This window comes from Acidimicrobiia bacterium (genome assembly GCA_035651955.1).
In the GTDB taxonomy this organism is placed as follows: Bacteria; Actinomycetota; Acidimicrobiia; order IMCC26256; family JAMXLJ01; genus JAMXLJ01.
On sequence record DASRES010000040.1, the window covers coordinates 15,228 to 30,175 of the forward strand.

At 72.8% G+C, this 14,948-nt stretch carries 12 protein-coding genes; 7 read left to right on the forward strand and 5 right to left on the reverse strand.

From position 1 onward, the window contains the following. Nucleotides 1-16: 16 nt before the first annotated feature. From dacB to VFC33_09150, 4 genes are read right to left on the reverse strand one after another with little or no spacing between them, the layout of a single operon-like run. A complete protein-coding gene (gene dacB, locus VFC33_09135; GenBank protein ID HZR13402.1) occupies nucleotides 17-1,408 on the reverse strand; it encodes a D-alanyl-D-alanine carboxypeptidase/D-alanyl-D-alanine-endopeptidase in 1,392 nt (463 codons plus the stop codon). Further along, a complete protein-coding gene (locus VFC33_09140; GenBank protein ID HZR13403.1) occupies nucleotides 1,405-2,883 on the reverse strand; it encodes a CoA-binding protein in 1,479 nt (492 codons plus the stop codon). Before VFC33_09140 ends, dacB begins: the two co-directional genes overlap by 4 nt. Further along, nucleotides 2,880-3,524, reverse strand: a complete 645-nt coding sequence (locus tag VFC33_09145) for an acetate--CoA ligase family protein (GenBank protein ID HZR13404.1) — start codon at nucleotides 3,522-3,524, stop codon at nucleotides 2,880-2,882. The genes VFC33_09140 and VFC33_09145 overlap by 4 nt, the downstream gene beginning before the upstream one ends. Before the next feature lie 8 nt (nucleotides 3,525-3,532). After that, nucleotides 3,533-5,113 carry an AMP-binding protein gene (locus VFC33_09150; protein HZR13405.1) on the reverse strand — a complete coding sequence of 527 codons (1,581 nt, stop codon included), beginning with the start codon at nucleotides 5,111-5,113 and terminating at the stop codon, nucleotides 3,533-3,535. Between the two features lie 130 nt (nucleotides 5,114-5,243). On the opposite strand from VFC33_09150, the gene VFC33_09155 reads away from it, so the two are divergent. From VFC33_09155 to tal, 5 genes are all read left to right on the forward strand, one after another. Next, entirely contained in the window at nucleotides 5,244-5,963 is a 720-nt protein-coding gene (locus tag VFC33_09155) for a glycosyltransferase family 2 protein (protein HZR13406.1), read from the forward strand. A 1-nt stretch (nucleotide 5,964) separates the two neighbouring features. Further along, nucleotides 5,965-7,104 carry an amidohydrolase family protein gene (locus tag VFC33_09160; GenBank protein ID HZR13407.1) on the forward strand — a complete coding sequence of 380 codons (1,140 nt, stop codon included), beginning with the start codon at nucleotides 5,965-5,967 and terminating at the stop codon, nucleotides 7,102-7,104. 45 nt (nucleotides 7,105-7,149) lie between these two features. After that, nucleotides 7,150-8,310 carry an FIST N-terminal domain-containing protein gene (locus VFC33_09165; GenBank protein HZR13408.1) on the forward strand — a complete coding sequence of 387 codons (1,161 nt, stop codon included), beginning with the start codon at nucleotides 7,150-7,152 and terminating at the stop codon, nucleotides 8,308-8,310. A gap of 105 nt (nucleotides 8,311-8,415) precedes the next feature. Continuing rightward, nucleotides 8,416-10,428, forward strand: coding sequence for a transketolase (tkt, locus tag VFC33_09170; protein ID HZR13409.1), 2,013 nt, complete (start codon nucleotides 8,416-8,418; stop codon nucleotides 10,426-10,428). Continuing rightward, nucleotides 10,425-11,546, forward strand: coding sequence for a transaldolase (tal, locus tag VFC33_09175; GenBank protein HZR13410.1), 1,122 nt, complete (start codon nucleotides 10,425-10,427; stop codon nucleotides 11,544-11,546). The genes tkt and tal overlap by 4 nt, the downstream gene beginning before the upstream one ends. 70 nt (nucleotides 11,547-11,616) lie before the next feature. On the opposite strand, the gene VFC33_09180 is transcribed toward tal, so the two are convergent. Next, complete coding sequence (locus VFC33_09180) at nucleotides 11,617-12,681, reverse strand: uracil-DNA glycosylase family protein (GenBank protein HZR13411.1); 1,065 nt, start codon at nucleotides 12,679-12,681, stop codon at nucleotides 11,617-11,619. A 55-nt stretch (nucleotides 12,682-12,736) separates the two neighbouring features. On the opposite strand from VFC33_09180, the gene zwf reads away from it, so the two are divergent. Beyond that, nucleotides 12,737-14,239: a glucose-6-phosphate dehydrogenase gene (gene zwf / locus VFC33_09185; GenBank protein HZR13412.1), complete on the forward strand. Its 1,503-nt coding sequence runs from the start codon at nucleotides 12,737-12,739 to the stop codon at nucleotides 14,237-14,239. Then, nucleotides 14,236-14,892 (forward strand): 6-phosphogluconolactonase, encoded by a 657-nt coding sequence (pgl, locus tag VFC33_09190; GenBank protein HZR13413.1) that lies wholly within the window; start codon nucleotides 14,236-14,238, stop codon nucleotides 14,890-14,892. Before zwf ends, pgl begins: the two co-directional genes overlap by 4 nt. The last annotated feature ends 56 nt before the right edge of the window (nucleotides 14,893-14,948 follow it).

Below are 14,948 nucleotides of genomic sequence, written 5' to 3' on the forward strand. Positions count from 1 at the left end.
GGACGAGGTGCGTCCGTCACGGACCGGGGACGAGCGCGCTCGGTGACGGCGCGTCCGGATACGTGGCGAGAACGCCCGCGACGCGCTCGCGCAGCGTGATGCCGCTCGACTCCGGGAACGAGCCGTTGGCGAGGAACGCGAACTCGAGCGGGTCGTGCACGTCGAGGTCGCCGACCAGCCCGGTCACGCCGTCGAGCGACCCGGTCTTCGCGTGCAGCTTCCCGGCCAGCGGCGTGCGTTGGAACACCGTTGCGAGCGTCCCGCGCTGCGCGGCGACCGGGAGACCGTCGGTGAGCGCGCGCAGGTCGGGGCGCGTCGACGCGAGGCGCAACACCTGCAACAGCGTCGTGCACGTGGTGCGGTCGTCGCGGCTCAGGCCCGAGCCGTCCACGAGGTGGAGGCCGGTCGTGTCGACGCCCAGCTTCGTGAGCTGTGCCGCGATGACGGTCGTCCCCGCCTGCGTGGTGCCCGGCGTCGCGACCCTGGTGCCGAGCAGGCGCGTGAGCAGCTCCGCGGTGTTGTTGTCACTGGAGCTCAGCATCGACGTGACGATGTCGTGCAACGTCGGCGACGTCACGGACGCGAGCGTCGTCGCGCTCGCGGGCGCGTTCCCGCGGCCCGCGGGCCCGACCGCGACACCTCGCGCGACGAGCAGCGCGCTGAGCTGCGCGGCCGCGTTCACGGCCGGATCCGTCGTCTGCGCGAACCTCGGCGCCGCGAGCCCGTCGTCGACCGTCAACGCCCCGAGTGGCCCGACGTTCCCGTCCGCGAGGTAGCGCGCGGGCCAGCTGGGTACTGATCGGTCGGTGTCGAAGAGGTGGTCGTCGCCGAGGATGCCGCCCGGGATCGCACGCACCCCCGCGGCGACGAGCCCGTCCGCGAGCTGCGCGAGCGGCGTCGTGACGTCGCCGCGCGTCAACGCCTGGCCGGCGAGGTAGGTCTGGTACGCGGGCGTCGAGAGGACGGGATCGCCGCTCCCGACGAGCCACACGCGCTCGACGACACCGTCGTCCGGCTTCGCCGCGGCGACCACGTTCGTCGTGTAGCGGTACTGCGGGCCGAACACGGTCAACGCCGCGGTCGCGGTGAGCAGCTTCTGCGTGGAGGCCGGTGCGAGCGGTTGCTCGGCACCGGCGGACGCCAGCGGTGCTCCGGCGTCGCTCACGACGTCGTAGCAGGCGCTGACGCCCGCGGTCGTCGTCGCGAGCTGCTGCTGGAGCCGCGTCGTCGCGACCTGGTCGACGACGAGCGCGGGCGTGCGGCGCGCGGAGAGCATCGGCGTGGTCGCGGGCGTCGCGCTCGGCGTGGACGCGTGCGCGACGCGCCGCGTGTCGCGGAGCCCGGCGACGACGCAGCCGGCGGCCGCGAGCAGAAGGAGGAGGACGAGCGCGAGCGCGCGGCGGGTCACGTGAGATCGCGACGCAGACGCCAACGCGCGTGACGCCAGAGGTGCTCGAGCGCGGTCACCGCACGGTTCGATGCCGCGTAGCAGAGCCGGTTCGTCTCGCGGACGGTACGCGGGCCCGGGTTGTCGGGCGACGCGACCGCGAGCTCCGTCGCCGTGAGCACCGGCTTGCCCGTCGCCTGCGAGACGTCCGCCGCCGCGCGGGCGAACCGCGCGTCCTGCCGCTCGTGGTACGCGACGATCCGTTCGAGCCCGTGGTCGGGATGGAACGGTCCCTCGCGCATCATCCGGGCCTGGTTCGACTGGATCCCGAGGCCGAGGTACACGACGGCGTCGACGTCGGGATGGGACGCGACGAGCTCGAGCACCTCGGGGATGGTGTCACGGGTCTCACCGCCGGCGAGGTCGATCGGGTTGTTGCGGCTCCAACGGGGAGGCAGCTTCGCGTCGATCGCGGCGCGCAGGTCGTCGGGCAGGCGCACGAGCTCGAGCTCGGAGCGCGTGATCGCGTCGGCGGTGACGACGCCCCAGCCGCCGGCCGTCGTGACGACCGCGACCCGCGGCCCGCGTGGCAGCGGTTGCGTCGCGAACGTCGCCGCCGCCTCGAACGCCTCCTCCACCGTCGCCGCGCGCGTCACGCCGGCCTGCCGGCACGCGCCGTCGAAGACGCGGTCGTCGGCCGCGAGCGAGCCGGTGTGGGACGCGGCCGCGCGCTGACCGCCGGCCGTTGCGCCACCCTTGAGCACGACGAGCGGCATGCGCTCGGTGATCTCACGCAGGCGGCGGAACAGCGCCGCGCCGGGCGCCAGATCGTCGCCGCCGATGCCCTCCACGTACGCGAGACCGACCGCGGTCTCAGGGTCGTCCGCGTAATACGCGAGGTAGTCGACGACGCCGACCGCGGCGGCGTTCCCGGCCGAGACGGCGCGGCTGATCCCGATGCCCGTCTGCACCGCGTAGTTCTGGAACGACGAGACGAAGTTGCCCGACTGGCTCGCGAGACCGATCGCGCCGCGCGGCGGGAACGGAGCGACGATCTGCGCGCACAGCGACGACGGCGTCGACACCACGCCCTGGCCGTTCGGGCCCGCGAGCAGGATGCCGAGCCGCTCGGCCGTCGCGACGAGCTCCTTCTCGCGGTCCTTGCCGTCCGGTCCCGCCTCGCCGTACCCCGCGGTCGTGACGAACGCGGCGCGCACACCCTTCCGCGCGCACGCCTCGAGCAGCTCGACGTTCGCGGCGGGCGGCGTGCAGACGAAGGCCAGGTCGATCGCGCCGTCCGGGAGGTCGTCGACCGACGTCGCGACCGGCACACCGAGGATCTCGCCGCCCTCGAGGTTCGTCGCGAACACCCGCCCCGCATACCCGGAGGCGAGGATGTTGTGGAGCGCGACGAACCCGAACTTGCCAGGGTGCGTCGACGCGCCCGCGACGAGCACACCACGCGGGTCGAACAGCGCGTCGAACGCGGGTCTCACCGCTCGACCTCGACGAGCGCGTCGAGCGCGACGGGCCGTCCGTCGACGATCGCGAGCGGGTTCACGTCCACGGCGCGCAGGCCGGGCTCGTCCTGCGCGGCGCGCGACAGGCCCAGCAGCACGTCGCGGAGCGCAGCGCGGTCGACGGGCGGCTCGCCGCGGAACGCGTCGAGGAGCTTGCCCGTCGTGAGGTCGTCGACCATCTCGTCGGCGTCGACGGCCTCGAGCGGCACGAGGCGGAACGCGACGTCGGCGATCGCCTCCGCGAGCACGCCACCCACACCGACCATCACCGTCGGTCCGAACTGCGGGTCCACGTGCACGCCCGCGATGAGTTCGCGGGTCGCGCGGACCATCGGCGCGACGAGGAGGCCGACGGCGCCGTCCTCGGGCGTTGCCGCCGCGAGGAGCGCGGTCGCGGCGTCGTGCACCGCGGCGCCGTCTCGCAGCCCGAGGCGGACGAGCCCGCGCTCGGTCTTGTGCGCGATGCGATCACCGCACAGCTTCACGACGACCGGGAAGCCGACGGCCGCGGCGGCGTCGACGGCAGCGTCGGCGTCGGCGACGGTGCGCTCGTCGAGCACCGGCACGCCGTACGCGGCGAGCAATGCCTTGGAGTCCGCTTCGGAGAGGGTCGTCACGCCGCCGGTCACACCCGCGACGCGCGGTCGCGCCAGAACTCGTCGCGCAGGACTCGCTTCAGGAGCTTGCCGGCGTCGGTGCGCGGCAGCTCGTCGCGGACCTCGTACGCGCGGGGCCGCTTGTAACCGGCGACGCGCTCGTCGACGAACGCACGCAGCGCGTCGACGTCGAGCGTCACGCCGGCCTTCGGCTGCACGATCGCGTAGACGCTCTCACCCCACTCGTCGTCGGGGATGCCGAACACCGCGGCGTCGAGGACGTCGGGATGCGCGTGGATCACCGCTTCGATCTCCGCCGGATAGATGTTCACGCCGCCGGAGATGATCATGTCCCTCTTGCGGTCGCAGATGTGGAGATACCCCTCGTCGTCCGCGTAGGCGACGTCACCGACCGACTTCCACACGGGGTCCAGCGAAGTGAGCTGCTCCTCGGTGCGGTGGTACCCGTCCATCGCGAGTCCGGTCGAGATGAACAGCTCACCGGGTTCGCCGACGGGCGCGTCGCTGCCGTCGTCCGCGACGATCCGCACGCCGATGCCGCCGTACACCTTCCCGCACGACCCGGGCTTGCGGAGCTGGTCCTCCGGTCGGAGGACGGTCACGATCCCGAGCTCCGTCGAGCCGTACACCTCGTAGAGGAACCCGTCGCCGAGCTTGGCGACGACCTCCTGCTTGAGCGCGTACGGAACCGGCGCGGCGTTCGCGATGAGGCACCGCATCGACGACAGGTCGGCGGCGGCGAGCTCGTCGTCGGGCAGCGCGACGATCCGCTTGAGCTGCGTCGGCGCGGAGAACGTGTTCGTGACGCGGTGCTCCTGCACGAGGCGGAGCCACGCGTGCGGGTCGAAGCGGCGCAGCACGACGATCGGCGCGCCGAGCGTGTGCGACAGCGACGCGAACGCGAGGGGACCCGAGTGGTACAGCGGCCCCGTCGTGAGATGCACGTCGTCGGGCTGCGGAAGGCCGAGCTCGGTGAGCAGCGCGAACACGATGCCGCGGTCGCTCGACGTGCGGAGCGCGCCCTTCGGCTTCCCGGTCGTCCCCGACGTGTACAGCATCTGCGCGCCGACCTCCGACGCGTCGGGGACCTCGGGCTCGTCGTCGGGCGCGGCGGCGACCACCTCGTCCCAGTCCCGGAACCCGTCCGGGACGGCCCTGCCCGCGCGGTCTTCCTCGCGCGCGTGGAACGTGACCACGCCGCGCACCTTCGGGCACCTGTCGCGCACGGATGCGACCGTCGGCGCCTGCTCGGCGTCGACGACGACGAGCGTCGCGTCCGAGTTGTCGATCACGTACGCCATCTCGTCGCCGTTGAAGCGGTACGACAGCGGGACGGCGACGAGGCCGGCCTTGCGCGCCGCGTGGATCGTCGTCAGGACCTCGAGCGAGTTGGGCCCGCACCAGACGATCCGGTCGCCGGGCTCGGCGCCGAGCGCGCGCATGGCGTGCGCGACCCGGTTCACGAGCGGGTCCAGCTCGCCGAAGGTGGTGACCGACGCGTGCGCGCCGCCGAAGGCGTCGACGATCACCGCGGGCGCGTCGGGTCTGCTCTGCGCGTGCAGTGCCAGCGGGTCCGGCGTCGACGCCATGTGCAGCTCCCCCGTCAGCGCCTCGCAGCGCGAGAGCCGCGCCCGTCGCGCCCACTCCGTCGTCGAGGCGCCGGTAGCCTACCGAAGTGTCGCGGGCCCTCCCCGTTCCCCCCGTGCGTCCCGCGTGACGATGCTGTCGGTCGTCATGCCCGCGTACAACGAGCGCGAGCTGCTCGAGGCGAGCGTGCGCGACGTGGTGGACGGGCTGCGGGGCTGGGGCGAGGACTTCGAGGTGTGCATCGTCGAGAACGGCTCGACCGACGGCACGCCCGCGATCGCGGACGCGCTGGCTGCGTCGACCGCGGAGGTGCGGGCACTGCACCTCCGGGACCCCGACTACGGCGACGCGCTGCGGGCGGGGATCCTCGACGCGCGCGGCGACGTCGTCGCGACCTTCGACGTCGACTACTACGACCTGCACTTCCTCAAGCAGGCGCTCACGCTGCTCGACGGGCACGGCGGACCGGCGGCCGGCGAGGTCGCCATCGTCGTCGCGTCCAAGCGCGCGGCCGGTGCGCGCGACGAACGGCCACGCCTGCGCCGCGTCGCGACGGCGGTGTTCGACGCGATCCTGCGCGCGGTCTTCGGCGTGCACGTGTCGGACACGCACGGCATGAAGGTCCTGCGCCGCGGACCGGTCCGCGACCTGGCCGTCATCTGCCGCGCGGGTCCGGACCTCTTCGACACCGAGCTCGTCATCCGCGCGGAGCGGGCCGGGCTCGGGATCGAAGAAGTGCCGGTCACGGTCGTCGAGCGGCGGCCGTCACGGACGCCGATCATGCGGCGCGTCCCGCGAACGCTCCTCGGCCTCGTGCGGCTGCGTCTCGCGCTCGGCCGCGCGCCCCGCTGACGTGGCGGACGTCCTCACCGCGGCGGGCGTCGCCGTCCCGGGCGCGGACGGCGGCCCGGCGACCGTCCACGAGCCCGGCTGGGTGGCGATCGAGGCCGGCCGCGTCGTGGAGACCGGCGCGGGACGTGCGCCGGACGCGCTCGATCTCGGCGACGTCGTCCTCGCGCCGGCGTTCGTCGATCTCCAGGTCAACGGCGTCGACGACGTCGACTTCGCGAGCGCGGACGCCGACGAGTGGCAGCGGACCGGGCGTCGGCTGCTCGACCACGGGGTGACGTCGTACTGCCCGACGATCGTGAGCGCGCCGCTCGACGCGTACGGTCCTGTGCTCGAGCGCGTCGCCGCGGCGCGCGCGGATGCCGCGACGAACCAGCTCCCCGAGATCGTCGGCGCGCACCTCGAGGGCCCGTTCCTCGGGGGCGCGCCCGGGGCCCATCCTCGGGAGCTCCTGCGCGACGCGAGCGCCGAATGGCTCGCCGCGCAGCTCGACCGACGGCCGGGCGTCGTGCGGATCGTCACGCTCGCCCCAGAAGCGGATCCGGGGTACCGGTCGACTCGGTTGCTCGCGGAGCGCGGCGTCGTTGTCGCCGTCGGTCACTCCACGGCGGACTACGAGGAGGTCGTCGCCGCCGCGGACGCGGGCGCACGGCTCGTCACTCACCTCTTCAACGGCATGGGGCCGATGCACCACCGCGCGCCGGGCGTCGCCGGTGCCGCGCTCGACGACGACCGGCTGACACCGACCGTCATCGCCGACCTCGTCCACGTCCATCCCGTCATGGTCCGCTTGGCGTTCACGTGCAAGCGCGACGTCGTGCTCGTGAGCGACGCGGTCTCGACGGCGGGCCTCGACGTGAGCGGCGGAGCGGCGCACCTGAAGGACGGGACGCTTGCGGGCGCGGTCGTCCTGCTCGACACCGCCGTGCGCAACGTCGTCCGGGTCGGTGTCCCGTTGGCACGCGCGATCGAAGCAGCGTCGTCGATCCCGGGACGGGTGCTCGGCCTGGAGACGTTCGGCGCGCGCGGCGCCGGTGGACGCGCCGATCTCGTGGCGCTCGACGCGACGACGCTCGCCCCGCGCGGCGTGTGGCTCGACGGTGTGCAGCACTGCGGGCCGGCGATGCCGTCCGCGACGGGCTGACGGCCGCCGCCCGGCGCGCGCGCCGCCTCTTCTAGCCTCGTCGCGATGGCGCAGTACGAGGCGGCCCAGTACGAGGCGGCACTGTCGCAGCACCCGCTTGCCGTGTCCGCCGTCGGCGAGGTCGCGGGCGAGCTGCTCGAGCGGTTCGGCGGCGAGCGACCCGATCTCGTGGTGTGCTTCGCGTCGCCGCACCACGTCGGGACGTTCGAGGACCTGACCGGTGTGCTGCGGAGCGTGCTCGAACCCGAGGTCCTGATCGGCTGCACCGCGGTCTCGGTGATCGGCGGCGCGCACGAGGTCGAGGACGGGCCCGCGATCGCCGCGTGGGCCGCGCGCTTCGACGACGTCGCGCTCACGTCGGTCGAGCTCGAGCTCGTGCAGACGCCCGACGGTCCGGCGGTGGTCGGGTGGCCCGACGAGTCCGTCGACGGTCGCACCCTGTTGCTGCTCGCCGATCCGTTCAGCTTCCCGGTGGACGGCCTGCTGCGCCGCTTCAACGACGACGGCCTCCGGCTGCGCGTGCTGGGCGGGCTCGCGTCCGCCGCGCGCGGTCCGGGCGGCAACCGTCTCGTGCTCGACGGGCGCGTGCGCAGCGACGGCGCGGTCGGTGTTCTCGTCGACGCCGACGTCGACGTGCACACCGTCGTGTCGCAGGGGTGCCGGCCAGTCGGCAGCCCGTTCACCGTGACACGCGCGGAGGGCAGCCTCGTCTACGAGCTCGGCGGCCGGCCCGCGCTCGAGCGTCTCCGCGAGCTTGCGTCGGGCGCGACGGAGGAGGAGCGCACGCTCATGCAGCGCGGGCTCCACGTCGGCCTCGTGGTCGACGAGCACAAGACGGACTTCGGGCGTGGCGACTTCCTCGTGCGCAACCTCCTCGGCGCGCAGGAGACGACCGGCGCGATCGCCGTCGGTGACGAGGTCTCGGTCGGCCAGACGCTCCAGTTCCACGTGCGTGACGCGTCGGCCGCCGACGAGGACCTGCGCGCGCTGCTCGCGGGCGTCGACGCGCGCGCGTGTCTCCTGTTCACGTGCAACGGTCGCGGCCGCAACCTGTTCGGCGTTCCCGATCACGACGCTGGCCTGGTGGAGCGGTTGCTCGGGCCGATCCCGCTCGCGGGCGCCTTCTGCGCGGGTGAGATCGGGCCGGTCGGCGGGCAGAACTTCCTGCACGGGTTCACCGCGAGTCTGGCGCTCTTCCCCGAGTAGGCGGGCGGGGCGGCGCTCGATCCGTCCCCGGCTCGGCGTCGTACCCCTTCTAGGCTCGCCGGGCGGGACGGAGAACAGCCGGACGACGAGCAAGGGGCCGCGATCGTGGCGTCAACAGATCTCGCAACGGACCTCGAGAGCCGGGCGATCAACGTCATCCGCGGGCTCGCCATGGACGCCGTCCAGCAGGCCAACTCGGGCCACCCGGGTACGCCGATGGCGCTCGCGCCGCTCGCGCACGTGCTCTGGACCCGCGTGATGCGCTACGACGCCTCGGCACCCGACTGGCCCGACCGCGACCGCTTCGTCCTGTCGAACGGGCACGCGTCGATGCTGCTCTACGCCATGCTCTATCTCACCGGGTACGGGCTGGAGCTCGACGACCTGAAGCGGTTCCGCCAGTGGGGCTCGCGCACGCCCGGTCACCCCGAGCACCACGAGCTGCCCGGCATCGAGGTGACGACCGGTCCGCTCGGTCAGGGCTTCGCGAACGGCGTCGGCATCGCGATCGCGGAGGCGCACCTGCGCGCGCGCTTCGGCAGCGACGTGTGCGACCACCACGTGTTCGCGTTCTGCGGCGACGGCGACCTCGAGGAAGGCGTCAGCCACGAGGCCGCGTCGCTCGCCGGCCACCTCGCGCTGAGCCGTCTCGTCTACGTCTACGACGACAACCACATCTCGATCGACGGTCCGACCGAGCTCGCGTACACCGACGACGTCCCGAAGCGCTTCGAGGCGTACGGCTGGCGCGTGATCCAGCTCGGCGAGGCCGCGAACGATCTCGACGCGCTCGAGCGCGGTCTCCGGGAAGGCGTCGCCGAGACCGAACGGCCGACGCTGCTGGTGCTGCGCAGCCACATCGGGTACCCGTCGCCGAAGTGGCAGGACACCGCGCACGCGCACGGGAGCCCGCTCGGCGAGGACGAGGTGCGGACGGTCAAGGAGATCCTCGGCATGCCCGCCGACGAGCGGTTCTGGGTGCCCGACGACGTCCTCGCGCTCTACCGGGAGGCGGGCGTGCGCGGACGTCCGCACCGCGAGGCGTGGGAGCGCCGTGTCGGCGTGCTGCGCCAGCGCGAGCCGGAACGCGCCGACGACTTCGAGCTGTGCCTCCACCGCCGCGCCCGCAGCGGGTGGGAGACGAAGCTGCCCGCGTTCACGCCCGGCGACTCGATCGCGACGCGCGCCGCGTCCGGCACCGTCCTCAACTCGGTGCTCGACGTCGTGCCCGGCCTGATCGCGGGTGGTGCGGACCTGACCGAGAACACCGGGACCGAGCTGAAGAACGTCGAAGCGATCGAGCCCGGGCAGTACGCGGGGCGCCAGCTCCACTTCGGCGTGCGCGAGCACGGGATGGGCAGCGTCATGAACGGCATGGCGCTCACGGGCGGCACGCTCCCCGCGGGGGGCACGTTCCTCGTGTTCAGTGACTACGAGCGACCGGCGGTCCGTCTCGCCGCGCTGTCCGACGCGAAGGTCGCGTTCGTGTTCACGCACGACTCCGTCGGTCTCGGCGAGGACGGGCCGACGCACCAGCCCGTCGAGCACGTGATGTCGCTGCGCACGATCCCGAAGCTGCGCGTCATCCGTCCCGCCGACGCCAACGAGGTCGCGCAGGCATGGCGGATCCACATCGACGGCGACGGGCCGACCGCGATGATCCTGACCCGCCAGGCCGTCCCCGTGCTCGAGGGGACGGCCGAGCGCGCGCCCGTCGGCGTCGCGCGTGGCGCGTACACGCTCGTCGACGAGGACCCGGGTCGTCTCGACCTCGTCCTCATCGGGACCGGGTCCGAGGTCTCGGTGTGCGTCGGCGCGCGCGAGCTGCTCGTCGCGCGCGGGCTGTCCGTGCGAGTCGTGTCCATGCCCTGTTGGGAGCTGTTCGCCGCGCTGCCCGAGGACGCGCAGCGCGCGGTGCTCCCCCGCCACGTCCCGCGGCTCGCGGTCGAGGCGGGTACGTCACTGGGCTGGGAGCGGTATGCCGACGCGTCGGTGAGCATCGACCGGTTCGGTGCGTCCGCGCCCGGCAAGGTCGTCCTCACCGAGCTCGGCTTCACCCCCGAGAACGTCGCGGCGCGCGCCCTCGAGCTGCTCGCCGCGCAGGAAGGTGCACGATGAGCGCTGCGAAGAAGCGCACGACGCCCAACGCGATCGCGCGTCTCAACGACTACGGACAGAGCCCCTGGTACGACAACCTGACCCGCCAGCTCGTCACGTCGGGCGGGCTCGCCCGGATGATCGAGGAGGACGGCATCCGCGGGATGACGTCCAACCCGACGATCTTCGAGAAGGCGATGGCGGGTGGCGAGGGCTACGACGAGCAGCTCGCCGACCTCGACCGCCAGGGCGCCGCGATCGACGCGATCTACTGGGACCTCGTCACCGACGACATCGCGAACGCCGCCGACACGCTGCGGCCCGTCTACGACGACGCGAACGGCGGCGACGGGTTCGTCTCGGTCGAGGTTGCGCCCGACCGGGCCCACGAGGTGCAGCCGACCGTCGACCAGGCCCTGTGGCTGCACTCGCGGCTGCACCGCCCGAACGTGATGGTGAAGATCCCGGCCACGAAGGAAGGGATCCCGGCGATCGAGGCGGTGATCGCGGCCGGTCACAGCGTGAACATCACGCTGATCTTCTCGCTCGACCGCTACTCGGAGGTGATCGACGCGTACTTCCGTGGCCTCGAGAAGCTGGCCGAGTCGGGCGGCGAGCTCGCGCGGATCGCGTCGGTCGCGTCGTTCTTCGTCAGCCGCGTCGACACCGAGGCGGACCGCAGGTTGCCCGAGGGCAGCCCGCTGCGCGGCAAGGTCGCGGTCGCGAACGCGAAGCTCGCGTACAAGCTGTTCCGCGAGCGGTTCTCGGGCGAGCGCTGGGACGCGCTCGCCGCGAAGGGCGCACGGCTCCAGCGTCCGCTGTGGGCGTCGACGTCGACGAAGAACCCGGCGTACTCCGACACGCTGTACGTCGACGAGCTCGTCGGCCGCGACACCGTGAACACGCTCGCGCAGGCGTCGATCGACGCGCTGCGCGACCACGGCAACCCGAAGCCCGACACGGTCGAGCAGGACGTCGAAGGCGCGGAGCAGGTGATGCGCGACCTCGCCGACGCGGGCGTCGACTACGACGACCTCACCGCGACGATCGAGCGCGAGGGCGTCGACGCGTTCGAACGCTCCTACCTGGACTGCCTCGCCACCCTCGACAAGCGCCGCAAGGAGCTGCGCAGCGCGTAGCGCGTCACCACCGTCGGCGCGTTGGTACACAAGTCGCGCCTATGACCGCGACTTGTGTACCAACGGGGTGTCAGGGGTCGGCGAGGGCCGCGGCGTTGCGGAGGTGCTGCGCGAGGTCAGGGATCTGCGCGTGCGCGTTGAGGCCGCTCGTGTTGGGCATGACGTAGACCGGCGTGCCGTCGAGCGTCGCCGCCTGCACGCCCGCGACCGCGGTGCGGTCGACCGCGGCGCGCCAACCCGCGAGGCCGACGAGGCACACGACCCGCGGACGCTGCCGCCGCACGAGACGGGTCACGCGGGCGAGCCCGTCGCGGTACTCGTCGGCGCGCAGCTCCGCCGCGCCGACGGTCGCGCGCTTCACGAGGTCCGTCATGCCGACGTGGTCGACCGTGAGCATCGCGAACGGCTCTCGCGGACGCGTCACGAGCCCGGCTGCGGTCGCCGCGGGCCAGAACCGGTTGCCCGGACGCGCGAAGCCGATCCCCGCGTCGGCCGCGTAGAGGCTGGGGTTCAAGCCGCAGACGAGGACGCGCATCCCGGGGCCGACGATGTCGGGAAGCGTGCGCGCCCGCCGGGCGCGGACGGTGATCCACTCCGGGTCGGCCGACAGGTCGTCCACCGCGAACCCCGCCCCGACGACGACGTCCCGGAGCGCGTCGGGATCCCACCCCGCGAACGACCGGCCCGGGAAGTCGTCGCGCTCGAGCGTCGCGAACTCGTCGTCGCCGCGGTGCATCGTCATCTCGAGCGGAGCGCCGACGACCATCGCGTGGTGCAGGTGCGCGAGCGCGACGGGCAAGCGTTGCCGGGGCACGTGCAGGTAGCTCGCACGTGCCCAACCACCGTGCAGCGTGCCGCGCCGGAACGGGAGCGCCTCGAGATCCGCCTGGACGCGCAACGCGCGCGGCGCCTGCTCGGGGACGAGGTCGAGCATCGCGCGCGCCGCGTCGAGCGCGACAGCCGGTTCGCCGACGAGCGCGGTGTACGAGCCCGGTCCGCATCCGAGGTCGGCACGCAGCTCGCCGCGCGCCACTCGCCGCGCGAACGCGCGGGCCCGGTCGGCGAGGCGCGGCGGCCGGCGGGCGTGCCACTCCGCGGCACGTTGCTCGTAGACGTCGACGGTCGTGCGATCCACGGCGGAGCCCAACTATGAACGCTGCTCGTTCGGGCGACCCGTATCATCGCGTGCGATGACGGTCGCCGACGGTGGGAGCGTCGCGTACTCCGCGGCGCTCGTCGTGTTCGGTGCGACGGGCGATCTCGCGCACCGCAAGCTGTATCCCGCGCTCGCCTCGCTCGCGTCACGGCACCAGCTCCCGCGGCGCTTCGCGGTCATCGGCAACGCGCGCACCGAGATGGACGACGACGACTACCGCGACGAGGTGCGCAAGGCGGTCGTCGCCGCGGGAAAGGACCCGTCGGAGCAGCAGGCGTTCGAGAACCTCGACATCGTCTACCGCTACGTCGCAGGGTCTTTCGACGACCCGTCGACGTTCACGCGCCTCGCGGACGTCCTGCACCAGGTCGACGAGCGTCACGGCATCGCGGCGAACCGGCTCTTCTACCTCGCGACGGTGCCGCAGCTGTTCGTGAAGGTCGCCCGTGGGCTCGGCGCCGTCGGCCTCGCCGACGAGCCGTCCGGCGCGTTCTCGCGCATCATCGTCGAAAAGCCGTTCGGGCACGACCTGCAGTCCGCGCTCGACCTCAACACGCAGCTCCACGAGGTCTTCGCGGAGCACCAGATCTACCGGATCGACCACTACCTCGCGAAGGAGACCGTCCAGAACATCCTCGCGTTGCGGTTCACGAACGCGATCTTCGAGCCGCTGTGGAACCGCCGCTACGTCGACCACGTGCAGATCACGGTCGCGGAGCAGCTCGGCGTCGAGCACCGTGGGACGTTCTACGAGCAGGCCGGCGCGCTCCGCGACATCGTCCAGAACCACGTCCTCCAGGTCCTCGCGCTGACCGCGATGGAGCCGCCGGCGTCGTTCCACGCCGATCCGATCCGCGACGAGAAGGTCAAGGTCCTGCGCGCGATCCGGCCGTTCGACGGCGTCGGCCTGCGTGATCGCGTCGTGCGCGCGCAGTACAGCGCGGGCGTCGTCGACGGCGAGGCGGTCCCCGGGTACCGCGAGGAGGAAGGCGTCGGGCGCGAGAGCAAGGTCGAGACGTACCTCGCGCTCCAGCTCGAGATCGACAACTGGCGGTGGGCCGGCGTGCCGTTCTACGTGCGTACGGGCAAGCGTCTGGCCCGTCGCGTCACCGAGGTCGCGTTGCGGTACCAGAACGTGCCGTTCCTGCCGCTGCCGAAGACGGCGGTGGACTCGGTCCACCCGAACGAGATCATCCTGCGCATCCAGCCCGACGAGGGGATCGAGCTGTCGTTCGCGGCCAAGGTGCCGGGATCGCCGTTCCGGGTGCGCACGCAGAAGCTCGACTTCTCGTACCGACGGTCGTTCGCGGAGGTCGCGCCCGAGGCGTACGAGCGCGTGCTGTTCGACGCGCTGCTCGGGGACCCGACGCTGTTCATCCGTGAGGACGAGGTCGAGCAGGCGTGGCGCGTCGTCCAGCCGCTGATCGACGCGTTCCGGGATGACGCGCTGCCGATCGCGTTCTACCCGGCCGGTACGTGGGGTCCCCGCGAGGCCGACGGTCTCCTCGCCGGCGACGACACCTGGCGCGTCCCGTGAAGGAGAGTGGCCTGCCCGGCGAGGTGCGCGTCGTCGAGCACGTGCCGCAGTCGTTCGCGGCGCTCGTCGCCGAGGAGGCGCCCCGGTCGATCGCGCTGTCCGGCGGCGACCTCGCCCGCCGTTGCTACGAGCTGCTCGCGGTCGCCGACGTCCAGTGGGGGTCGGTCGACGTGTACTTCGGCGACGAGCGCTGGGTGCCGGTCAGCGATCCCGACTCCAACGAGGGCATGGCCCGCTTCGCGTTCGTCGACACCGTCGAGCCGCGCGAGGTGTTCTCGCTCCGGCACGCCGGCGACACGATCGACGCCGCCGCGGACGCATACGACGACCTGATCCGAACGTCACCTGCGATCGATCTCGTGCACCTCGGCCTCGGGCCCGACGGGCACACGGCGTCGCTCTTCCCCGGGACGCGGGCCGTCGATGTGCGCGACCGCTTCGTCGTCACGAACGGCGACAACCTGCACCCGCACCCTCGTCTGACGTTCACGTTCCCCGCGATCGAGCGCGCGCGGCTCGTCGTCGTCACCGTCGACGGGCACGAGAAGCGCGAGGCGATCGCGCGGATCCGCGCGGGCGAGGACCTGCCCGGCGCACGGATCCGCGCGGAGCGCGTCATCTGGCTCGGCGACGACGCCGCGCTCGGCCGCTGAGCCGACCCCAGCGTCCATGCGTCGCTGAGCGTTGCTCTACGACGTCGAACGACGCA

What these genes read in the sequence shown, in the direction of transcription:
- VFC33_09150 (HZR13405.1), bottom strand. Translation starts at nt 5,113, where the DNA reads ATGGCGTCGACGCCGGACCCGCTGGCACTGCACGCGCAGAGCAGACCC.
- VFC33_09155 (HZR13406.1), top strand. Translation starts at nt 5,244, where the DNA reads ATGCTGTCGGTCGTCATGCCCGCGTACAACGAGCGCGAGCTGCTCGAG.
- VFC33_09165 (HZR13408.1), top strand. Translation starts at nt 7,150, where the DNA reads ATGGCGCAGTACGAGGCGGCCCAGTACGAGGCGGCACTGTCGCAGCAC.
- tal (HZR13410.1), top strand. Translation starts at nt 10,425, where the DNA reads ATGAGCGCTGCGAAGAAGCGCACGACGCCCAACGCGATCGCGCGTCTC.
- zwf (HZR13412.1), top strand. Translation starts at nt 12,737, where the DNA reads ATGACGGTCGCCGACGGTGGGAGCGTCGCGTACTCCGCGGCGCTCGTC.